Origin of the sequence: Pedobacter albus, from assembly GCF_036324255.1 — a bacterium.
Lineage (GTDB): Bacteria > Bacteroidota > Bacteroidia > Sphingobacteriales > Sphingobacteriaceae > Pedobacter > Pedobacter albus.
Window position 1 is genome coordinate 1,721,395 of the sequence record NZ_JAZDQT010000001.1, and the last position, 22,278, is coordinate 1,743,672.

11 protein-coding genes are annotated in these 22,278 nt (G+C 45.0%); 3 read left to right on the top strand and 8 right to left on the bottom strand.

Features of this window, described 5'->3' with window-relative positions:
* Positions 1-63: 63 nt before the first annotated feature.
* The 3 genes from VRU48_RS07100 to VRU48_RS07110 form a co-directional block, all read right to left on the bottom strand.
* Positions 64-4,689 carry a hypothetical protein gene (locus VRU48_RS07100; protein ID WP_330107224.1) on the bottom strand — a complete coding sequence of 1,542 codons (4,626 nt, stop codon included), beginning with the start codon at positions 4,687-4,689 and terminating at the stop codon, positions 64-66.
* 68 nt (positions 4,690-4,757) lie between these two features.
* On the bottom strand, positions 4,758-8,531 hold the full coding sequence (locus VRU48_RS07105) for a hypothetical protein (RefSeq protein ID WP_330107225.1): 3,774 nt from the start codon (positions 8,529-8,531) through the stop codon (positions 4,758-4,760).
* Positions 8,532-9,108: 577 nt separating this feature from the next.
* Positions 9,109-9,462 carry a response regulator gene (locus VRU48_RS07110; protein WP_330107226.1) on the bottom strand — a complete coding sequence of 118 codons (354 nt, stop codon included), beginning with the start codon at positions 9,460-9,462 and terminating at the stop codon, positions 9,109-9,111.
* A gap of 155 nt (positions 9,463-9,617) precedes the next feature.
* Here VRU48_RS07110 and VRU48_RS07115 point away from each other — a divergent pair, with 155 nt between their 5' ends.
* Positions 9,618-11,297 carry a GMC family oxidoreductase gene (locus tag VRU48_RS07115; RefSeq protein WP_330107227.1) on the top strand — a complete coding sequence of 560 codons (1,680 nt, stop codon included), beginning with the start codon at positions 9,618-9,620 and terminating at the stop codon, positions 11,295-11,297.
* A 4-nt stretch (positions 11,298-11,301) separates the two neighbouring features.
* Positions 11,302-11,910, top strand: coding sequence for a gluconate 2-dehydrogenase subunit 3 family protein (locus tag VRU48_RS07120; protein ID WP_330107228.1), 609 nt, complete (start codon positions 11,302-11,304; stop codon positions 11,908-11,910).
* A gap of 31 nt (positions 11,911-11,941) precedes the next feature.
* Here the strand turns inward: VRU48_RS07120 and VRU48_RS07125 are convergent, their stop codons facing one another.
* Entirely contained in the window at positions 11,942-12,307 is a 366-nt protein-coding gene (locus VRU48_RS07125) for a DUF2200 domain-containing protein (protein WP_330107229.1), read from the bottom strand.
* A 276-nt stretch (positions 12,308-12,583) separates the two neighbouring features.
* On the opposite strand from VRU48_RS07125, the gene VRU48_RS07130 reads away from it, so the two are divergent.
* Entirely contained in the window at positions 12,584-13,960 is a 1,377-nt protein-coding gene (locus VRU48_RS07130) for a sensor histidine kinase (RefSeq protein ID WP_330107230.1), read from the top strand.
* Between the two features lies 1 nt (position 13,961).
* On the opposite strand, the gene VRU48_RS07135 is transcribed toward VRU48_RS07130, so the two are convergent.
* The 4 genes from VRU48_RS07135 to VRU48_RS07150 all read right to left on the bottom strand — a co-directional run bounded on the left by VRU48_RS07135 (position 13,962) and on the right by VRU48_RS07150 (position 22,220).
* A complete protein-coding gene (locus VRU48_RS07135; RefSeq protein WP_330107231.1) occupies positions 13,962-16,100 on the bottom strand; it encodes a tetratricopeptide repeat-containing sensor histidine kinase in 2,139 nt (712 codons plus the stop codon).
* Positions 16,101-16,298: 198 nt separating this feature from the next.
* On the bottom strand, positions 16,299-17,168 hold the full coding sequence (locus tag VRU48_RS07140; RefSeq protein ID WP_330107232.1) for an ROK family protein: 870 nt from the start codon (positions 17,166-17,168) through the stop codon (positions 16,299-16,301).
* A 148-nt stretch (positions 17,169-17,316) separates the two neighbouring features.
* A complete protein-coding gene (locus VRU48_RS07145; RefSeq protein WP_330107233.1) occupies positions 17,317-19,956 on the bottom strand; it encodes a glycoside hydrolase family 2 protein in 2,640 nt (879 codons plus the stop codon).
* 5 nt (positions 19,957-19,961) lie between these two features.
* Complete coding sequence (locus VRU48_RS07150) at positions 19,962-22,220, bottom strand: GH92 family glycosyl hydrolase (RefSeq protein ID WP_330107234.1); 2,259 nt, start codon at positions 22,218-22,220, stop codon at positions 19,962-19,964.
* Positions 22,221-22,278: the final 58 nt, after the last annotated feature.

Genomic DNA, 22,278 nt, shown 5'->3' on the forward strand with positions numbered 1-22,278 from the left:
CACAGTTCTCCAAAACCATTATTTACCTCTAACCGAATAGATTGCAGTATCTAACAGCATATATTACTGTTTAACTCTTGTTCTTAAACTGGGGTTAGCCATTACCGGAGCCATCTTTATTAGCAAAACATTGTCTGTACTGATGCCACAGCTATTGGTAATTCTCCATTGTAATTCTGCCCTGTTCCCCGAATTAAGTGAGATGGTGGTATTATATTTTGTATTATCAGCAATGGATATGTTTCCAGAAATCACAATCCATTCACCCGTTGCGGTTTGCGGATCATTTGCGACCATGGTAAATGTTATTGGATAATTGCCCCCCTTCTGCTGGTCGGGTCCGGCATTGGCAACCATTGGCTGTTCTACAAGCACCTGTGCTAAGGTTCTGGTCGGGCTTACACAGCCTGTTGCATCAACCACCAGTTCTGCATAATAATCGCCACTCACCAATAAGTCGGCAGGGTTCAAAGGAGCCCCACCCGCCGCTGTTGCATACCATTTAATGGATGCGACTCTGAGCGCCATTTCATTAGCTGTAGAAACATCTACAGACAAATTGGCTATTGTTTTAGAATCGTTTGCACAAAACCTATACGCATTTGCACCGGCACTGAGCACTACGTTTTTGGGTTTGTAGCTTACGGTTATTTCATCTGGAACCTTGCATTGTTGCGCAATAGGCAAGCTGGGGTCATAAATAATTTCGGCTTTATAAACACCATCGTAACCAAAGTTTCTCACATCAATAACGGTGGTGGTAGTGGGTACATTTAAGTTTACAAAGGTTCCGCCAGCATCTTTCTTAAACCAGGTGTAGCTACTGGTTGGCCCACCAACAAAATTTGCGACAAGCTGATAAGTAGCGGAATCGGCATCATTTATAGTGGCACAAGAAAAATTATCGGGCAACCCAATTAAACCCGGCAATTGCCCAGGAACAACCTCCTCGACATGCTGGTTATTGCCTAACTGCGTACTGTTGGCATACAAAAGTAAATGGGCATTAGAAGCGATGATTCCGCCTATGCGAATAAAATCGTATTTATTACTATTGTTGGGATTGCTGTAATTAATGGTAGCCTGCGTGGTTTGGCTACTGCCGGTTTCGCCACCAACACGTATACTGTTTAAATAACAAGGTGAACCACTAAGCAACAGGTAATTGGCAACCGCCTGCGTAGAACCTGTCTGCAGGTTGAGCGTAAGCCCGGTTGGCTTTAAAAACAAAGTTCCAAAGGTATTGTTGTCGTTTATTGTTCTGGATTGGTTCAAAATAAGCTCATCGGCTATGATACCACCCTGGATATAATAACCACTACCTAGATATGCCTGTAACGGAACTATAATTTTACCGTATACATCATTGGCCTTGCCATTAAAATTTTCGAGTACATTAATGGTAGAACCTCCAGCCTGTAGTGTTGCCGTTGCCAAATTGGAATGGAACCAGCTTCTTACGGTAATATTGGAATTACGTATATCTACAGAACGTGGATTAGTGGCATCATTAGAAACAAAGTCTTGGGTTAAATTCATGGTAAGCCCCGATGCCTTGAAATCTCCTTTTTGTAACCAAACACCCTGTAAATTAATGGTCTGCACATTTAAATTCAATGCTACTCCATTTAGCTGGCACTCTGCATTGCCATCCCATAACGTAGCATTTGCGGTTACCGTAGCACCTGTTTGTATATACTTGTTATTGAACTTGATATTGCCGTTAAAAATCCAGTTTGCCGTAGGGCTGTTTACGGTCAAAAAATCAAATTTAGCCAGCTGACTAGTGGTTAACACACCATTATTAGCATCGCCCTGCAAAGTTAACCTATTGATATACATATTGCTTCCCAATTGTATGGTGTTGCCATAGGCATTGGCTATGGTATTCACATCGTTAACAATGGCAATTCCATCAGGAGCATCGGCATGCGCAATTAGGTTATTGAAATATGCAGGTATATTGAGTATGTTAATTGGCAGATTGCGGTTAGAAAAGCTATTGAAATGGACGTTGTCGTACCTAGTAGGCACGCAGCCACCTAGTGTTGGCGTTCCATTGGTATTGGTGGTCCAATTTAAACCATTGTTCCAATTGCTATCGCTTGCGCCTGTCCAGTATAACTCTTTTGGAGCTGTTGGCACAAAAGTCCAGTTGTTTACGTCAGGCCCCTGTATCCCTGTGGCTGTATATGTTTTCCCAGTAGTAAGATCGGCAGTAACACCTGTCATCCATACATTGGGTATATTTACATTATTTAGGGCTTTAAAGGTAAAGCTTTGTCCTGGGGTTTTATTATTTACGTACATTTCCATCAGCCCCATACAATCGGCTGTGTGCGAAATAAAGTTTTGGTTAATGGTCAGCGTAACCCCGCTGTTTGCCGAAATTATGGCACTGGCCTGTACTTCCATAGCATTGGTGGTAAAGTTGCCTTGGAAGTATAGTTCTGCCCTGCCTAAAACAGGCATGGCTTTTAACAGGTTTGCGGTGTTATTTGGAGCTTGTACAAAGCTGGCATAGCTTGAATAAACATAGATATTGTGGTAATTTATATTTGGACCAGAAAAATCATAGCCAATACGCTGGGCATTACCCGCAGGGCTAACCGTAACATCATAATAGGTATAGCTATCGCCGGCGTTAAATGAACCATTCGGATTCCTCATGATAATGTGCGAGGTGCCGGCATCAAGCGTACCTCCGCCAGGATATTCCCACAAATAAAGTGCTGATATTGCAGAACTGCCAAAAATCAGGTGTCTGTTGCCGGGTGACATCGGATAACCCCAATGATCTGGCGAAAAGTTCTCCGCAATATACACTTCTTTGCTATTGGTGTTTAAGGTACCGCTATTGAAATAAAGGTTTTGGCCCGTTGTAAGCTTGTCTTGAAGCACCCATCCGCCAAGCCCCCTAAAATGAATGTTTTTTGTAAAAACAGAATTATTTGAAGTAATGGTTTCGCCTAAGCTTGGCGCATAGAAATAAACCACATCATTCACTGAAACGCCACTCTTCATGTACCAAGACCCATAGCAATTGATGCCCACGTTATTTGCAGAGCCCAAGGCAAAAGTTGCCTGGGGGAAATTATCCTGAATGGTGATGTTACGGAAATAGGCAGGTGAGCCGGTAATATTTACCGTTGCCCCCGTTACTACCGAATTGGCATCAAAAAATACGTTGTCATATTGGGATGGAATACAATAGCCACCCGCTCCGCCCGAGCTTGCCGACCAGTTCATTTTGGTATTCCATTGATTATCGGCACCAGCACCAACCCAATAAATATCTTTTGTTGGAGGTTGCGTAAAATTAATTAAACCGGTATTGCCTCCGTTATCAACACCAACCACATTTACCGTTTGCGTAAGTACATTTATGCCACTTATACGAGCATTGGTTAGGTTAATGGGTGCACCCGTTTGGTTATTAAGTTTTGTGGTATAGCCTGTTGGGTAGGCATAAATCTGATAAAAGCCCGTACAATTTGGTGTACTGTCTACCAACTGTCCGGTTACGGCAAGCTCGCTATTGAACTGCATCAAATAGTTGGCCGATGGAGCAAGCCGTAACTTGCCTACATACATGCTTTCCAAGAAATACCCGCCGCTGGTTGTAAAAAAAAGCTCGTTAATGGTAGAGCCTGCCCCAGCAATTACCACCGTAGCATTCTGATTAGTATTATCTATAAAAACCTTGTTTACCGTGGTGGCACTTTTTGTTTTAAACTCATTACCCGTAATGTGAAATTGGGCGGTACCTGCGCTTAAGTTACCTATATACGACCAATTAAAAGCAGTTACCACTGCACCATTGGCTAAGGCAAGGGTAGCTGCAGGGTTTCCGTTATCAACTACGCCTTCTGCATTAAACACCTGCAAACTAGGCAAATTTAATGGTGTGGTAGAGTTAAGCGTAAAGCCCTTGGTATTGATGGTTTGTAGCAAAGGTACATTTAGCGAAGCGGTACCATTAATATTTTGGCCACGATAAGCCGTGAAATTTAAGGTACGTAAACTGGGCATGTTTAACAGGGCATCGTTATTCATCAAAAAGCCTCCGCTCTGAAAAACCGTGCCATTATAATTGGTGATGCCGTTGTTGATATAAGTATCCCCGCTATTGTCAAAATTACCCTCTATGTTTAAGGTACCAGCTCCCTTTTTTACAAAGTCTAAACCCAAGGTAGTTCCATTTAGTTTAAGCGTAGCGATGGTGCCTACAAGCTGGTCTAGCGTAAAACCATTGCCTGGGGCGCCCCCAAACACCATCATTACTGTTGAACGTAGGGTTGCATTGCCACTTACGGCAAGTCCAAAACTTCCAACGATACGGGGCGAATTGCTGGCTGTTAAATCGCTTTCAAAAGTTAAAGATTTAATGAATACGTTGGCCGTTAGGTTAATGATAGTACCGGGACTATTGGCAACCGCAGATCCACTAAAGCCCGATGCCGCATTGATGATTACATTGGTTTCGGAAGTAGGGATAGATGAGGGCGTGGTAGGTCCTTGTGTACCAGATTGAAAAGACCAGTGAGTAAGGTCGCCCCAATTACCAGCACCGCCAATCCAATACATGGTCTGCTCTTGTGCTGCAGCAGCATAGCCAAAAACTAAAAAGAGTAAGGTTAATTTAATTTTGAAAATTTGTTTTTTGCCAATAGCGCTTAATTTCATCATTTACGGCATAAGAGGTTACTTATTAATAACTTTTAAATCTTTTATTAGAAAATTAAAATACAGTTGCACTATTTTACCTTAAACACAATATTCATGTAGGTTTTTTCTGTTACGATACCTGCCGGCAATATTTTGTAGGTGAGCACGCCATTGTCATCTAAGGCGATGCTTGCTGGATCGAAAACCGTGTTATCAAAATAAGTAACAAAATATTCTAATGCTGATACAGGCAGCACTGGCAAGTTGGTTGCCGATGGGCTTTTAACGGCCGATATAGTTGGCGTAGCAAGGCCTGCCATACCAAACTGATTGCTATAAATAGTGTATAAATCGGCCGTAAAGGTTTGCGTACCTGCATCGTAGGTTACACCAGCTGGCAAGTTGGCATTGGCTGTTGGCAACACTACCGATGGTGAGTAGAAGAAACGCGGAGCAGCCGTAACGGAATACACTTTTTTGAGGTTACCACTAGGGTCAGAAACTATAAAGGCATCATTAGACTGTGCAGCTACGGCAGAGGGCAGGTTGGGTACACGCACATTTTGGCCATTAATGTCAATATTAGCATTTTTATATACGGTAAGGGCATTATCTCGGGTGTTCCTGTCAATACCATTGCCCAATTGGAACAAGGGGTCGGTAGGTACCCAGCTATTGGCACTACCCGTGGTAATGGCATTATAACGGCCTGCCACCAGTTCGTTTATTGATGCCGATTGTAGTCCTTCTCCCAGCATCATCGAATTATCGCTAGTTGAATAATTGCTAAATCCAGCTGCAAAGGCTTGTACACCTTTTACCACGTTAAACTTTCCAATAGCAGCAGCATACTCACCCGATGCTGCAATATCATTACGAAATCCAGCAGCCATGGCACCTTTTGCACTAACTGCGTTGTCTCCTCCTAAGCCTACAGCATACTCTCCTGACACGTCGTTGCTTGTACCAAAAGCCATACTGTTTTCACCCCTCGCATAATTGCGGCTACCCAAAGCCGCAGAGTTTTCTCCTATCACAGATTGTCCTTGCAGCTCTGATTGGCTAGGTTCGCCCCCACGTACAGCGCCCCTAACATCTAACCTGGCAATGGGCTTTGCAGCTGTAAAATCACCCAAACCTACATTACCGTTTTGATAAATATTCTGTGTATTTGTTGTTGCGGGATTGGCAGTGTTTTCAATGCGCCAAGGTTCTGGTGCCAATGCCGAAATATCTTTCCACGAAAGCAGCGCCTGCCCAGCCACACCATTTGTAGTTAGCACCTGATTAGCTGTTCCATTGTTGCGCGGAAACAAGTAGTTACCTTCGACATTACCAGTTACGTTTTGATAATTAAAGGCAATACCGTCATAACTGTTTACATTCATCTCAGTACGCTGCTGATTAGTAAGATTAGTTGAATTAATGCCAAAACGGTTTTCCGTAAGAGAGAATGCCGAGGTATAGTTCGGATCGGCGGTTGAAGCCAACAGACCAGTACTGCTTTGCGTAATTATCGAAGTTGCATTGCCAATTTTAGACATGAGCGTATTGCCGTTTCTACTAATACCCAGCACACCTAGTTCTGAAGCTGTAAGAAAATTCGGGTTATTCGCTGCCGAAATAAAATTCACACCTCCACCTGGTATTGAAGTATTATTGGTTTCCATGTTATAGTAGCTACCATCTGCTGTTTGAACCGATGTTTTAAAATCGCCTTTTACTTCCAGTTTTTTGGTGGATGTTGAACCCGTAAAATCGCCTACGGCAAAGTTGCTGTTCAGGTAGGCCGGTACATTATTGGCCGTTGCCTTGTTGGTACTGCCCTGTATTTGTAAGGGCTCTATGGCCAAAGTAGCCTGATCAATTTGTCTTAATACCCCGTTGGCATCCGCACTAACGATTTTATCGCTTGCCGCTCCGGTTTGCAGTCCTGCAATGGCCAAGGTTTTGGCAGCGTCGGTAGTCAAGGTAGTGGCTGTGGTCAAAGCCCCACCCAACTGTATATTGTTAGCGCTTTTGGTCAATCCGTTATCAGCTGTTGTAGCTGCAGGTGCGGTACCGATCATCAACTGCCCGTTGGCATCGGCCACCACTGGCCTGTTGCCTGCTGTTACTGTAGCTCCGGTAGCCAAATCGGCAATCTTTAAGGTACTGTTAATGGTTAGTTTTCTACCTGCAAAATCACCATCAATCAAAGGGGTATTTGTGTTGGAGTTATCAATCATTAAACGATCATCTCCACTATAGTTATAACCCACATTATAGCCTAATATCACGTTTCGAGAACCTTGCAAACTACCTCCAGCCAATCTGCCAATAGCTGTGTTTTTGTTTCCATTAGTAAGGAAGGCCAACGCTTGCGCACCCACCGCAACGTTGTCGCTGCCGCCATCTAGGTTAACTAACGAGTTATAGCCAAAAGCCATATTATCTGAGCCGGTTGTATTTTTCCCCAATGCATTGCGACCTATACCAATGTTGTGTCCGCCGGTGCTATTAAAGTTCAAGGCATTCGAACCAATAGCCACATTATCTGAACCGGACGTATTTTTGCTGATGGCACCGTTGCCGATGGCAATGATATCGGCACCTGTTCCTACACTGGTGCCATTCGAGCCCACGCCGGCATCCTGTGTGAGGTGACTGCTGGCTCCTACCAAACGTAAATCCTGCACGAAATTGGAGGCCGGTATTGTCCTTAGTTCTCCTCCTGCACCATTGGCTACTAAAATTTGATCGGCAGCTGTCCCTGTTGCAGGTAAGCCAGTGATGGATAATGGATTGGCCCCCACGGCAATGGTTGTCGGCTTTAACAAGGCGCCACCCAACTGTACATCGCCTGTAACGGCATCAATGCCCAATCCATTCGAAGCGGCCACTTTTAACGAGCTCATGTCGACCGTTTTGGTGTTTCCCCGTTCTAAAACAAGCGTTAGTTTTTTCGTTGCATTGTCAAAGTCGAAACTGGTTATGGTTTGGTTATCTGTATCTACTATGGTATTGTTGATGATGTAAGGATCGGCAGCGGTTCCGGTTCCGGTAATATTTATCCCAGTGCCTGCCTGTGATTTGCCTCCAACACCATCTATACCATTTGCTCCAGCAGGACCTTGTGGGCCTTGAGCTCCAATCGGACCTTGTGGACCAATTGCTCCAGTTAAACCAATGGGTCCCTGTGCACCAACTGCACCTGCAGGACCTGGAGCACCAGTTGCCCCAGTATCGCCCTTGTCGCCTTTAGCACCTGTAGCGCCGGCAACGCCTGTTAAGCCAATCGGACCTTGTGGGCCAATTGCTCCAGTTAAACCGATTGGGCCTTGCGCACCAGCTACACCTGCAGGGCCTTGAGGGCCGGTTGCTCCGGTATCGCCTTTTGGTCCCTTGGCACCATTTATATTTGTCCAAGTATGAGTAACGGGATCGTATATCCAGGTACCACTATCGTTGATTACAATGGTTGTTCCGGCTCCTGGTCCGCCAGGCTGGCCCGGGGTTCCCGGAGGTCCGGTTTGGCCCGGCTTGCTTTCGATCAAGACACTCCCCGTATCTCCTTTCAGGCCTTTGGCCGAAATCCATTTAGTTCCGTCGTTATAATATATACCTGGGGTTACATCGCCGGCCGTAGCTATGTTGTACACCATCATACCGGCTACGTGGGCCGATAAAGGGCTCGCATCGGTAGTCACTTTTAGCGAAACCCTGGTAAACAACAGCCCTTTGCCCATACTTTCGAGCTCTAGGATAGCATCCTTATTGGGCAGGTTGTTGCCCGTAACGGTACCGTCCTTGATCTTTTCTTGCGAGAACGCAACGACAGACACCAGCATAAAGCTGACTGTAAATTGTAAAAATTTCCCCATGGTATAAATTATTTGTTAAGTGTGCTTAGAGGCAAGCAATAGGAAAGATTTCTCGACTAACGCAAAAGGAAGTCCAAAACACAAGGAACTGAAAGTCAGCCGAATAAAAAACGGATTATTATAGCTACGAGCATATCGCTCAACATTTCGAGGAGCTTGCTCTGCAACAACACGCCAGAAGGACGATTTTAAAGCTAGGCTACCGACAGCTGAGATTTGATGGAAAAATTTGACAAAACCTAAGTATAGCACAAAGCAAAGCCCAAACAACAACTCACTACAAGTCAAATCATTGCAAAAAAAACCATAAAAATAATCAATGTTATTTTTCTACAAATCGAATAACTAATTCCACAAAAGTGCACGCCATATAATTTCCCATATCGTTAAAATATGTGACCTAGATGGAAATAGGCTCAAGACCGTTAGTAAACTGTTTTGTTTTTTTTGGCACATAAACCTGCTATTGCAGACATGTGCATCCGAAAATAGATGTGGCTGCCCAATAAGTATGGGAAGGCATAACACTGCTATGATTTTTACATTGGCCGATAGCCTGCTACAAAATGTTTAGCACCTAACTAAACATCCATTTTAATATATCGCTGACTTCTTCTTTGGATGTTGACCTGAAGATGATTGCATCGGCACCGATTTTAGACAGGGAGCTGGCTTCTTCGTTAAGACAATCTCCTAAAAGCATCACCACCTTGGTATGCCTAATCGCCTTACCGATAAAGTTGGCCAGCAGTTCTTGTGGTGCCAGTTCGATATCCAGTACCAAAAGGTCAAAGTTATTGTCGAAAACAAGCTCGATCGCCTTGTCAAAATTGCAGGCCTCGCTCACCACCGCATCGGTCCATAGCTCGCCAATGATCGTTTTGAAGCCGAATCGATAAACACCTATTTTATCTGCTATCAAAATGTTCATCTGTTCAAGTTTTGAGTTATGGCCCTTCTATGATTTAGCCACAAAGCTCACACACAACCTCCATGCGAAAAATGACAGATATCTATCATTTTTCAAATACTTCATGAGCAACATGTCCATTATTTTTATTTTTAGCTTACCTCCAATACCATAATATGAAAAACAATGAATTTGATGCCATCGTAGTTGGTTCGGGCATTAGTGGTGGCTGGGCCGCCAAAGAGCTTTGTGAAAAGGGATTAAAAGTACTCATGCTGGAACGCGGGGGACCATACGACCATATCAAAGACTATAAAACTGCTTCAAAAAATCCCTGGGAATTTGAACACCGAGGCAGAACTACCGTAGCGCAACAAAAAGAATATCCTATTATTCACCGTGGATGGGCGGCTAATGAAGCCGTAATGGATGCATGGGCCAATGAACAGGATTGCCCCTATGTAGAAATCAAGCCTTTTACCTGGTGGCGCAGCTATCGCATGGGCGGACGCTCAATTTTATGGGGAAGACAATCTTATCGCTGGAGCCCGATGGATTTTGAAGCCAACGAGAAAGACGGCATTGCAGTTGCCTGGCCCATTTCCTACGCCGATTTGGCTCCCTGGTATGACCATGTAGAGAAATTTGCAGGAATAAGCGGCTCCATAGAAAACCTTCCGCAATTGCCTGATGGATCCTTTTTGCCGCCAATGGAACTGAACTGCGTAGAAAAAGATGTGGCCGCCAGGATAAAAAAGCACTACCAAGAAAAACGGCACCTTATTATTGGAAGAACCGCAAACCTCACTGCGCCGCTACAGGAAAGAACCCAGTGCCAATACAGGAACCGTTGTTGGGAAGGCTGCCAGTTTGGCGGCTACTTCAGTACGCAGTCGTCAACCTTGCCCGCCGCCGTCAAAACAGGAAACCTTACGGTAAGGCCTTATTCGCTCGTTACCGAAATCATTTATGACCAGGACAGCAAAAAGGCTAAAGGCGTAAAAATACTGGATACCGAAACCAACGAAGTACATGAATATAAAAGCAAAATAGTTTTTTTATGTGCTTCTGCCTTAAACAGTGCCTGGGTGCTGTTTAATTCGGCAACCCACATTTGGCCTGGAGGCTTGGGCAGCAGCAGCGGCGAACTGGGTCACAACGTAATGGACCATCACTATAACATTGGTGCCTGGGGCACTGTGGAAGGCTACGAAGACAAATATACCTACGGCAAAAGAGCAAATGGATTCTATGTGCCACGCTTTGTTAACCTAGGTGGCGACAAAAGAGATTACCTGCGCGGATTTGGCTATCAAGGTGGCGCAAGCAGGGATGGTTGGGGCAGAAATATTGCAGAGCTAAGTATTGGAGGCGATTTTAAGGATGCCCTTGCAGAACCTGGGCAATGGACCATCGGCGCAACCGGCTTCGGTGAAATCCTCCCCTATCACGAGAATAAAATCTCGCTCGACAAAACCAAAAAAGACAAATGGGGGCTTCCGGTTTTGGCCATGGATGCCATGCTGAGGGAAAACGAGTTAAAGATGAGGAAAGACATGAAGCAGGAAATTAGCGAAATGCTTGAAGCAGCAGGAATAAAAAATGTCGGCACCTGGGACAGTGGTCACGCCATGGGACATGGAATTCATGAAATGGGAACAGCCAGAATGGGGAAAGATCCTAAAACATCGGTACTGAACAAATGGAACCAGGTTTGGGACTGCCTCAATGTATTTGTGACCGATGGAGCGTGCATGACTTCTTCGGCCTGTCAAAACCCTTCATTAACCTATATGGCACTTACGGCCAGGGCCGCCGATTATGCTGTTAGCGAACTCAAAAAAGGAAACCTATAAAAAGATGGACAGAAGAGAACTGATTAAACAAATTGCCTTGCTCACAGGTGGCATTATGATTGGTGGCAATGCTTTGCTTACCGGATGCAGTCCCAATAAATCTGCAAAAAACGAAAAAATCCGTTTTAGTCAGCAACAGCAAGACTTGCTGAACGAAATTGGCGACACGATACTGCCCCCTACCAAAAGTCCTGGTGCAAAAGCGGCCAATGTAGGTGCTTTTATGGAAATCATGGTCAGAGATTGTTACGAAGAAAAGGATCAGCAAGCATTCATTGATGGCATGAAGAAACTCGATGAGGCCAGTAAAAAGATACACGGAAACGGGTTTATGACCATCAATGCTCAGCAGAAGCTCGCATTCATACAACAACTCGATAAAGAGGCTTCAGATTTTCAGGCCAAGAAAGGCGAATTGGAAGCGGCTGAGCGCAAAAAAGACAAAAATTTTGCAGGCCTGCCCAACCACTACTTCATCATGATAAAGCAATTGACCCTTTTGGGCTATTTTACTTCAGAAGTAGGCTGTACACAAGCCATGCGCTATACACCCGCACCTGGGCGTTATGAAGGCGACGTTCCTTATCAAAAAGGAGATAAAGCCTGGGCTTAAACGTTGATCATGTTGCTTTGCGGTTAACAGTTTACAAGCTCCGCAATATCTTTTCCATCTTCCTGCCTTTGGCCAGCTCGTCTATCAGTTTGTCGAGGTAGCGAACCTGTTTGGTCAAAGGATTATCGATTTCTTCAATGCGATAGCCACAAATCATGCCGGTTATGAGCGATGCATTAGGATTTAAGACAGCCCGTTGGAAGAAGGTTTCAAAGGTTACTTTTTCTTCGATGAGCTCCTTTAGCCTTCTGTCGTCAAAACCAGTTAGCCAGGCGATAACTTCATGAAGTTCTTCTTTTGTCCGGCCTTTTGCCTCTACTTTCTTCACATACATCGGATAAACCGAAGCAAAAGTCATTTTTGCAATACGCTCATTGTGCTTATCAGTGGTATTCATGTCTTTTTAGTTGTGCTGTTACGCCGTTATTTGGCACTAATTTACCGATTTAACCAAAGCGGTAAAAATTTGTTCGGATATTCGTCCGTAATCAATTGCGTTGAGATATAAATTTTGTGGCGCTGAAGAGCGCAAAATTAATCCCAGCAAAATACGGGAGGCGCTGGCCTTGGCATTTTAAATATTTTGACAGCTAAGATATTTTATGCGTCTGATAGAAGGATATTCGTAGAAAAAATTATTTTTACAAACTAACCAGGCCCACAAAAAGCTAACATGCCCAAATCATCTCCTATTGCCATTGGTTTAAGGTCTATCAGAAACAAGACGCTTTGGGCCGACCTCATCGGCAGCCCCAGGATGTTTTCGTTAGAGAGCCGGATTTTCCACTCCATTTGCGCGGCATTGGTTCTTTTAGACCTATTTTACATCCCTTACAATTTGTATGCGGGTTTATATGTGGGCTCCCTCTCGGCGCTTATATTCGGCGTACTTTTCATTTACCAGTATTATTTGTCGAGGTTTAAGGCCAAAACGCACAACACCAGCATATTTGGACTAGCCGGCCTTATTATTTTTAGCATCAACTACTTTACCAATTCCGGCATCGACGGTTCAACCGATCTGATTTGGCCGGCCTATTTGTTGTTGGCACTGGCCATTTCGCCCTATAAACAACATCTGCAATGGCTAATTACCTATGTAATCAGCTTCTTGATTATCCATTTCATCGAGTTTCGCTATCCAAATCTGGTGCAGCATCCCTTTATAGCCGGACAAGGGCAGTTCATAGATCGGGTTACTGCTTTCCCGATACCTGTTTTCGTGGTCTATATCATCATCAGGTTTATTAGAAGAAGCTACGACGCAGAAAGGCAGGTTGCCGTTGAAAAGACTTTGGCGGTAGAAATAAGCAAGGAACAGATTTTGGCCCAAAACGAACAACTGGAAAAGAGCAACAGCGAAAAGAACAAGCTGATGTCTATCATTTCGCATGATTTGCGCTCGCCTTTGATCAATATCCAGAACTACCTGGAGCTGCTCAACGAAAGCCAGGTAGACGACGTTAACCGCCCCTTGCTCGAAAGGGCCCTGATTCAATCGACCAATGGTGCCGTACAAATGCTGTCTAATTTCCTGCATTGGTCGAAATCGCAGATGGATGGCATGAACGCCAATCTGGCAGCCATGAACTTGGGCGAAACGTTGCAAGGAACCATTGAAATGGAAAGTGTAAATGCCGCTAAAAAAAATATTGCGCTACAGGTTAACATCCCAGCATCGCTCTTGGTTTTTGCCGATGCCGACATGCTGCAGCTGGTGGTGCGCAATTTAATCAGCAATGCCATCAAATTTACGCCAACGGGCGGAAAAATAAACATAAGCACCCAACAGCTGGCCAACGAATGCCAAATTACCATCAGCGACAACGGAAAGGGTATCCCGGAAGAAAAGCAACAAAAAATCTTCTCGATCAAGGCCCAATCTACCTATGGTACCAATAACGAAAAGGGCATTGGGCTAGGCCTGATGCTTTGCAAGGAATTTATCGAACACCAGGGCGGCCGCATAGCCTTTAAAAGCACCTTTGGTCAAGGTTCCAGTTTTTTTGTGTTTGTGCAGCTCGTTCCCCAAGCTGAAACCGCCTCATAAATCATTTGCTTGTTACGGTTTGTGGCTCCGCTTTTGGAAGCGCGAGTTCCGGCTTATCCAGAGGCAGTGCTACATAAAAAACAGTGCCCACCCCTACTTCGCTCTCGAACCATATTTTGCCGTTATGTGCCTCGATAATCTGTCTAGAGATCGCTAAACCCAAACCAAAAGTCTGCTCGCCGGCCGTTCCAACCCTGGTGCTTTTGCTGTAGATGTCGAATATGCTTTCTTTCAATTCGTCGGGAATTCCAATACCACTGTCCTTTACCGAAATCAAGGCATCCGAATCGGTATGGCTCAGGGAGATTTCGATAACGGTATGCGCATAGCTGAACTTAATGGCATTACCAATCAGGTTGCTGATGACACGCCAAAGCTGCACCGCATTGACCGATACCACCAGCGACTGACCATGGAGCAGGAGCTGCTGACTTTTGGTTTCGGCCTTTAATTTAAGTTGCGCGATGCAGTAATTGAGCATGCCATAGAGATCTTCGGGCTCTTTTTTTAGCGCATCAACGGTTACCGCTGGTTGCAACAACTGGGCAACAAGGTTCAAGCAATCTTCGGTCGATTGTTTCATCAAATCAACCAGCTCTTTTTCTGTAGCATGAAGCGTATTTTTGGTCAACAACATATCGGCGAGCATATCTATGGCTCCAATTGGGCTCCGAAGGTCGTGGGCCACCAGTTTCATGAGCTGTGCATGATCCAGCTGGCTCTGCTCCAATATGGAAAGAGTTCGTTGCAGCTGCTCGTTCTGCTCAATTACGCGTTTATTGAGCGCGGTAAGGTTGGCTACATTTATTCTCGAGCGCTTTAAACTTAGCCATACCATGAGCAGGATAACAATAACCATGACCGAGATAATGGCAGTGGCCACCAGGTATACGGTTTTTAAATGCCGATCTCTTTTTACCAGTGCCAACAAATGCTGCTGTTCTGCCTGCTTAAAGGCTACATCTAAATCGGCGCTTTTCAGTTCGCTGTTTACTGCCAGCAGCGAATCTTTAAGTGCATTGTACTTAAGCATTGAGCGATAGGCCCTATTCGTATCGCCAACGCTTTCGAAATAACGGCTTTTGAGTTGATAAAGCCAATTACGCAGGTTCAGGTTGGCATCATTTTCTCCCTGCCTGGCTGCCAAATTGTTTTCGAGTTCGGCGATTGCATTTTTTGCCGTAGCCACGCGATGGGTACGTAGATACAGATCGGCAAGTTTGGCCTTGGCAGTTTGCGCATCGCCTATGGCATAACCTGGCCTATCATTAATGCCGATACTCATGTTAAGGTATTTTTCGGCATGGGCATAATCTTTCATTCTGCTATACAAACCGCCTAAATTGCCATAGAAAACCCCTTTTGCCGTTTCAATATAAGCTTTTCTGGAGGGGTATTTTGGCTCCGCCCGTCTGATGAAAGCCAAGCCACGCAGGTAATACTGCAAAGCACTGTCGGGTTGATTGGCGCGTTCAAAACACAAGGCAATGCTGTTGTAGGTTGATTGAGGCGTAATAAACTGGTTTTCGAAAGTAGAACTATCCGTACAGCTCGCCATTTCTTTCAAGGTTTGCTTAAAATAAGGCACCGCCTTTAAGTAATGTTGCTGTACAAACCTTACCAAGCCCAGTTTAGCCGAAAAGCTAGCCACCTGACAACTGTCGAGGTTTTCTTTGGCAAAAGAATGGCCTTGGTAATAGCTTTCAAAAGCCTTGTCGTACCGGTGCTGGGCGCGCAACACATCGCCTTTGGCAAAAAGTGTTAAGGCATATTCGGTGTTGTATTGCGACCCTTTGTTTTTCAGCATGGCAAACATGCTGTCTACATATTTTTCTGCTTTAAAAGGCGCCACATCATAATAAAGGTAAAAATTGCTCAGAAAACTGTACTTCTTCCATCGATCTAGAGAACCGGGATTGGGAAAAGTGCTATAAACAGAATCGACATAAAGGATGGAGCGGTTGATTTCGCCACTGTTGAGCAATCCGTTCACCACATCAAAAGCGCTATCTACTTTTGCATCGTGATTTTGAGCGGGCTCGACGGCTCTTCTGCAAGAAACGGCAAAAAAAAGGCCTACACAGACCAAAGCCCACCAAAACTGCTTAAAGAATTTGAAGGTTGGATATAAACAATACACGCTCAGGATGATTTTTTGCCCTTATAAACCAAGATAACTAAAATTGGACTAATAGACGAGCAACTTTTATTCTTTATCTATTCATTTCATTCAATTCAACGGCCAATGGCCAGCTGCAGCTTCAATTGTTCCCAAACAAAAAAGACCTTGCCGATGGGCAAGATCTTTATCGTATTTTTGGCAACAGCCATTGGTCCATTAGTTTTTACCTTGCCAGCAACTGGCTGCGCCAATAAGGGCGGCTTGTTCGTTCAATTCAGAAATATAAATAGGCAATACAAAATCGTGTTTTTTAAACTGTTTGGCCAGGCCGGGCAAAAACTTGCCCGAGGCATTGGCTATGTTACCCCCGATAATCAAGGCTTCGGCATTTTCCTTTTGCTGAAAATCCATGATGAAATTGGCCAAGTTAACAGCAAATTCTTCAAATACCTCACGCACATTGGGCGAGGTTTCATAAAATTTGGCCATTTCCTTTACATCGATTACGTTGATGCCGGTGAGTTCGTAATAATGCCTTAAAAACCAACGGGTAGACAGGTGGTCTTCCGCATAGCTATCTAAAAAGGGCGTACGCCAAAGATCGGCATCGCTTACTTTGCCTTTTTCGTAAACGGCGGTACCCAGGCCCGTGCCCAAGGTAAGGCCAATTACCTTATCAAAGCCCTGCCCTGCTCCGGCAAAGGTTTCTCCAGCCAAAAAGCAGGCCGCATCATTTTGCATCAAGATATCGCTTGCAGGCATTCCCAGCTGCGCCGCCAACATTTCCTTGACGTTCAATCCGTAAAAAGACTCGTATTTGGTCGTATTCTTCATGTAGGAAATACCCGTTTCATAATCGAAAGGGCCTGGCATGGCAATTCCGATTTTGCTGCTTTGCATGCCTGCCTGTGCAAGCGTTTCGCCTATTACAGCCGTCCAGTCGTTCAGGATCTGTTCGTGCCCAGCCCTCGAATTGATTTTTTTCCTCACATAGCTATCGGCCAAAATTGTTTTGTTTTCCATATTTAGCATAGCCGTAGTGATGTGAGAGCCACCTATATCTATGCCCATTACATATTTATCCATTGGTAAGTAGATTGATTTCAATTTTTTTATTCAAAACTTGTGCATTTGGTTACAAACAATGCAGGCAGGAAAAACCGTTATAATAAATCATCCCTAATTGTTTTACAGCTCTCCCGCCTTACATTGTTATTTCTTATGCTTTGCCTGGCTATTTAACCGGCAATTGCTGGTCCTTTACATTCCATCCGTAAACCCGTACGGCCAAAGGCAAGGTACCTTGGTCTGGAAATTCGATGGTTACCGTTTTCTTTTCGCCTGGCAAAATGCTTACATAGTTGTCGGAAAAGAAAGTGGGCAAGATACGCATTCCTGTATTGGCATTTTCTAATGCAATGCGATTAAAAAACGCAATAGGCCCATTTGACGGATTTTCGAGCGTGAGGTTTAACTTTCCTTTTGCTACGGTTTCTACAGCCACCTTCAAATCGGCTGGCTTCATTTCCTGAAGCCCGTTGTATTGGCCATCTTTTCCGGGCAACCAATATAGGTTTTCGCTCAATAATTTTTGGTCGGATGCCAGTAACTTAAGTACTACAAAAACGCCGTTTTTATCATTTCCTTTTTTAAGCGGATCGTTAATCGGGAACATTTTTTTAACCATCGATGGTCCTATCTCTGCAAAAAGCTGGTTGCTAAACTGCAATTTGCCATTCATGTCGTAAACATTGGCCTGCACCATCAGGTTACGTTCCATTTTAAAGCCGTTGTTTACCACCTGGATCATGCTGTCTAAAGGGTTCATCATGATATGCAAAGGCTCGCTGCCTTTCCTCAAACCATACAAGCAAGCATTGACGTCGAGGTAATAATCGTACATCTGTCCACGCAATGCCGTCCACGGATTTTGTGTTTTCCAGATGATGCTGCCGGTGTACCAATCCCACATATGGCTGGAAAAGCCTTCCATCAGTGCCCGGTACTGGTTGTAGTTGACCAATTGGGCCTTCATGGCAAAGTCGGCTGCATTTTTGGCCTTGCCGTAAGGATCGATGTACTGATTATAAGGAATATATTTATGGTATTCCCACACCGAATCGGCCTTTTCGCCGTTTTGCGGTGCGATGAGGTTTTTGGCCGGAATAAAACGCTGCAAGGAAGCATAATCGCCTACACCTACCGAGCCTACTTCAGAATTGTAAGGATAGGTTTTGTGGCCCCAAAAAGTGCGGATGTCCTGAATGTTATAAGGGCCATCGCCATTGCCGCCGATCGAATTGTACGACATGCTATCGGTGTTCGAAAAGTCGAAGAAATAGCGCGTACCATCCAGTTCGGGCAACAGTTTGTTTTTGAGTGGCTCCAAGATATCGTCGGGCGGTGTAATTTCATTGCCACCGCACCAAAAAGCCAAGGAAGGATGGTTTCTGATGAGTTTGATCTGATCGGCAGCCGCTTCGAGTGCCAACTGGTGGTTATCGGGATATTGCCTGCGTGTCCACTGGTCTTCTTTTTTTAGCGGATCAACCCATTTGCCGTTGCAATCGCCACTGAACCAAAAATCCTGGAATACCAGCAAACCATATTTGTCGCAAGCCTGGTAAAACTCGGGACGTTCGGTTAAAGCTCCGCCCCAAATACGGATCAGGTTCAGGTTCATATCTCGGTGAAAACGCACCTCGGCATCGTAGCGCGCATCAGAAAAACGCAACATGGCATCAGAAATAATCCAATTGCCACCCTTGATAAATATTTTTTGTCCGTTTACACGAGCCTCCATGCTCTGCGTGCGGTCGTTCCAAACATTGCTGATTTCTCGTACGCCGAACTGCACGGGCTCTTCATCCAATACTTTTCCCGCAGCATTCACAAATTGCATCCTGATCTGGTAAAGGTATTGCTCGCCATAGCCGTTAGGCCACCAAAGTTTCGGATTTGCCAAACTCAAATCGGGCAGTTTCACTTCCCGCTTTTCGCCAGGTTTTAAAGTTACCGGGGTACGCACAAGTTTGCCTGCCAAATTGTATTGCAAAAATCCCTGTACGGGCTTGGTAGTAGGATTGCTGATTTCGGAAGAAGTGCGGATTACAGCCGGAGCCTGTGCACCCATAGGCAAGCGCTTGCCGGGAACCAAAGTAACCACATGCGGGTTTTCGACATTAACGCTGTTTGTTTTTTCGATAGTTACCTTATCCCAAATGCCGGTATTGCGATCTCTGATGGGCTGTATCCAATCCCAACCGGCCGTATACTGGGTGGTAAGGCCTTTGGCAATGGTGCCATCGCCTCCTTGGCCTCCATTCGGATCGCCTGGAAAATCGGGCGGATAAACCAAAACTGCCAAACGATTGTTGCCGTTAGGTGCCAATAACTTGGTAATATTGTATTGCTGACGCAAATGCATGCCTTCGTGGGTCTTGGCATTTACTTTTTTGCCGTTCAAAAATATTTCGGCTTTATAGTTAACGCCCCTAAATTGCAGCCACACCTGTTCATCGCCCTGGGCAACCTGCTTAAACGATTTGACAAACCAATACGTGTAATAGGCATTGCCGGTATGGTAAACGTCTTTAATCAGCTTATTGTTCATGCCATAAAATGGATCTGGCACTTTATTGTTGTTGAGCAAGGTGGTGAGCACCGTACCAGGCACGGTGGCGCGCATCCATGTATTAACCTGAAAACCAGCTTGCGACAGCTGTTCGCCATTGGCTTTTACATCGTTGATATTGGCACAATACCAATCTGAATTCAGCTCGTAACGTTGCTGGGCGGGCACCTGACTGGTTAGGCAAATCGTAGACAGCAACAGCAAAAAATAACGGAAAGGTTTAATAAGAGCTGCAAACATGGCCATTAACGGTTAAGGTGTGATGATGGCCTATTTGTTGCACTTACGCCAAAGGTTGGCGATGGTTTGCTACCCATGTAAACCTGCAGATTGCCACCCGCCATAATGGTTTTGTGCAAAATATAGCTCTTGGTATAAGGCTTGCCGTTAAGCGTAATCTTTTGAATGTACTTGTTGGCGGCACTGTTGTTCGTAACCTTGATGTTAAACTTTTTGTTGCCCGGCAAAGCAATGCTGGCCTCGTTAAGCAAAGGCGAACCAAAAACATAGGCACCGTTTGCGGGATTGACCGGATAAAAGCCCATGGCCGAGAAAATGTACCAGGCCGACATCTGCCCTACGTCTTCATTGCCACACAAACCATCAGGTTTATCGGTATAAAATTCGCGGTCTATTTGGCGTACCAAATCGGCGGTTTTCCAAGGCTGGCCTACATAGCTGTACAAATAAGGGATATGATGGCCTGGCTCGTTGCCCTGTGCATAATTGCCAATGAGGCCGGAGATATCGGGAGAACTTTCCTTGCTGAACTGAAACGGAACGCGGAACAATGAATCGAGCTTGGTAACGAATGATTTTTCGCTGCCAAAAAGCTTAACCAATCCTTCTACATCGTGCGGTACCAGCCAGATATACTGCCAGGCATTCCCTTCGGTATAATCGTCTTCGCGGTGTTTGGAGGCAAAGGGGCTGAAAGGTGTGCGCCAACTACCATCGGCCAGTTTGCCACGCATAAATTGGGTTTGCGGATCAAAATATTCCTGATACAACTTGGCCCTTTTGCTAAAATAGGCATAGTCGTCTTTCTTGTTCAAAGCCAATGCCATTTGTGCAATGCAATAATCGTCGATGGCATATTCTAAGGCCTTAGCCACCGATTCGTTCACCTTATCGGCCGGAATGTACTTCAGTTGCTGGATGTAGTCGATTCCGTCTGTTTTTTGCATGGCCGATTGTTTGATGGCCTCATAAGCCAGATTTACATCAAAACCCCTGTAGCCTTTCAAATAGGCATCTACAATAACCGGAACGGCATGGTAACCGATCATGGTATTGGTTTCGCTGCCCATCAAATGCCAAACCGGCAATTTGCCCTGCTGTTTATAAATGGCCAGCATGGTGTTGATCACGTCCGAAACCTTCTCAGGATGCAGGATGGTAAACAAAGGCTGTGCGGCGCGGTAAGTATCCCACAACGAAAAAGTTGTCAGGTTATTGAAATTAGCGTTTTTGTAAACTTTTTTATCGGTACCCAGGTAATCCTTGTTCACATCGTTAAAAAGCGAAGGCGCCACCATGGTGTGGTAAAGGGCGGTATAAAAAACCCTTTTGGTTGCCGTATTGGCTTCTATTTTTACCTTTTGCAACTGTTTTTCCCATTTGGCATCGGCCTGTTTAACCGTAGCTTTAAAATCCCAGCCCGGCAACTCGGTTTTGAGGTTAAGGATGGCATTGTCGGTACTTACCGGCGAAAGCGCCACTTTAACCTGAAGCACATTTTGTGGCAGGCTGGCAAAATCGATAACAGCCTTTAGTTCTTTGCCCTGTGCCTCGGTATTGAGTTGCAACTGGTTGCTGCTGTAAATCTTTAAGCTTTTAATAGGCTGCGATAGTTTGATGACAAAATAAAGGCGCTGATCGGCCGACCAACCTTTAGAATTTCTGTAGCCTACCAAGGTATAGGCATCTAATTGTTTGAGGCTCGAAGCAACCGGACTGTCCCAGCCAATACCCTCTACCAAATCGAGCATCAAATGTGGATTTTCACTTCCCGCTTTAAAGGTATACTGATGAAAACCTACGCGCTCGGTTGCCGTAAGCTCTGCCTTAATATCATAGCGGTCGAGCCATACGCTGTAATAGCCTGCTTTGGCCACTTCCTTATCGTGTGAGAAAGTGGAAGCATAGCCTAGCTCCAAATTGTCTTTTTTGCCTTTTTCCAGCAACACTTTTCCGGTAGCGGGCATGATCGAGATATCGCCCAAATCGCCAATTCCGGTACCACTTAAATGGGTATGTGCAAAACCGGTAATGTTGTTGCTGCTGTAGTTATAGCCGCTGCACCAATCCCAGCCTTCGAAAATATTGTTGGGACCGAGCTGTACCGCACCATAAGGCACATTGGCCCCTACAAAAACGTGGCCATGCTTGGCCGACCCGATGATGGGATCGACGAACTGGGTTAAGCTTTGAGCATGCGAGCCTTGTGCAATTGCAGTCAGAAAAATTGCGCCAAGAATTAGGTTAAACGTTTTAGTAAACATTCTTTTAAGAACTGATGAGGTAGGATTGTTTTTCACAGGCATTTATTTTGGTTGGTCA

Coding starts and splice junctions, on each gene's coding strand:
- VRU48_RS07100 (WP_330107224.1), bottom strand. CDS start 4,689: ATGATGAAATTAAGCGCTATTGGCAAAAAACAAATTTTCAAAATTAAA.
- VRU48_RS07105 (WP_330107225.1), bottom strand. CDS start 8,531: ATGGGGAAATTTTTACAATTTACAGTCAGCTTTATGCTGGTGTCTGTC.
- VRU48_RS07110 (WP_330107226.1), bottom strand. CDS start 9,462: ATGAACATTTTGATAGCAGATAAAATAGGTGTTTATCGATTCGGCTTC.
- VRU48_RS07115 (WP_330107227.1), top strand. CDS start 9,618: ATGAAAAACAATGAATTTGATGCCATCGTAGTTGGTTCGGGCATTAGT.
- VRU48_RS07120 (WP_330107228.1), top strand. CDS start 11,302: ATGGACAGAAGAGAACTGATTAAACAAATTGCCTTGCTCACAGGTGGC.
- VRU48_RS07125 (WP_330107229.1), bottom strand. CDS start 12,307: ATGAATACCACTGATAAGCACAATGAGCGTATTGCAAAAATGACTTTT.
- VRU48_RS07130 (WP_330107230.1), top strand. CDS start 12,584: ATGCCCAAATCATCTCCTATTGCCATTGGTTTAAGGTCTATCAGAAAC.
- VRU48_RS07140 (WP_330107232.1), bottom strand. CDS start 17,168: ATGGATAAATATGTAATGGGCATAGATATAGGTGGCTCTCACATCACT.
- VRU48_RS07145 (WP_330107233.1), bottom strand. CDS start 19,956: ATGTTTGCAGCTCTTATTAAACCTTTCCGTTATTTTTTGCTGTTGCTG.
- VRU48_RS07150 (WP_330107234.1), bottom strand. CDS start 22,220: ATGTTTACTAAAACGTTTAACCTAATTCTTGGCGCAATTTTTCTGACT.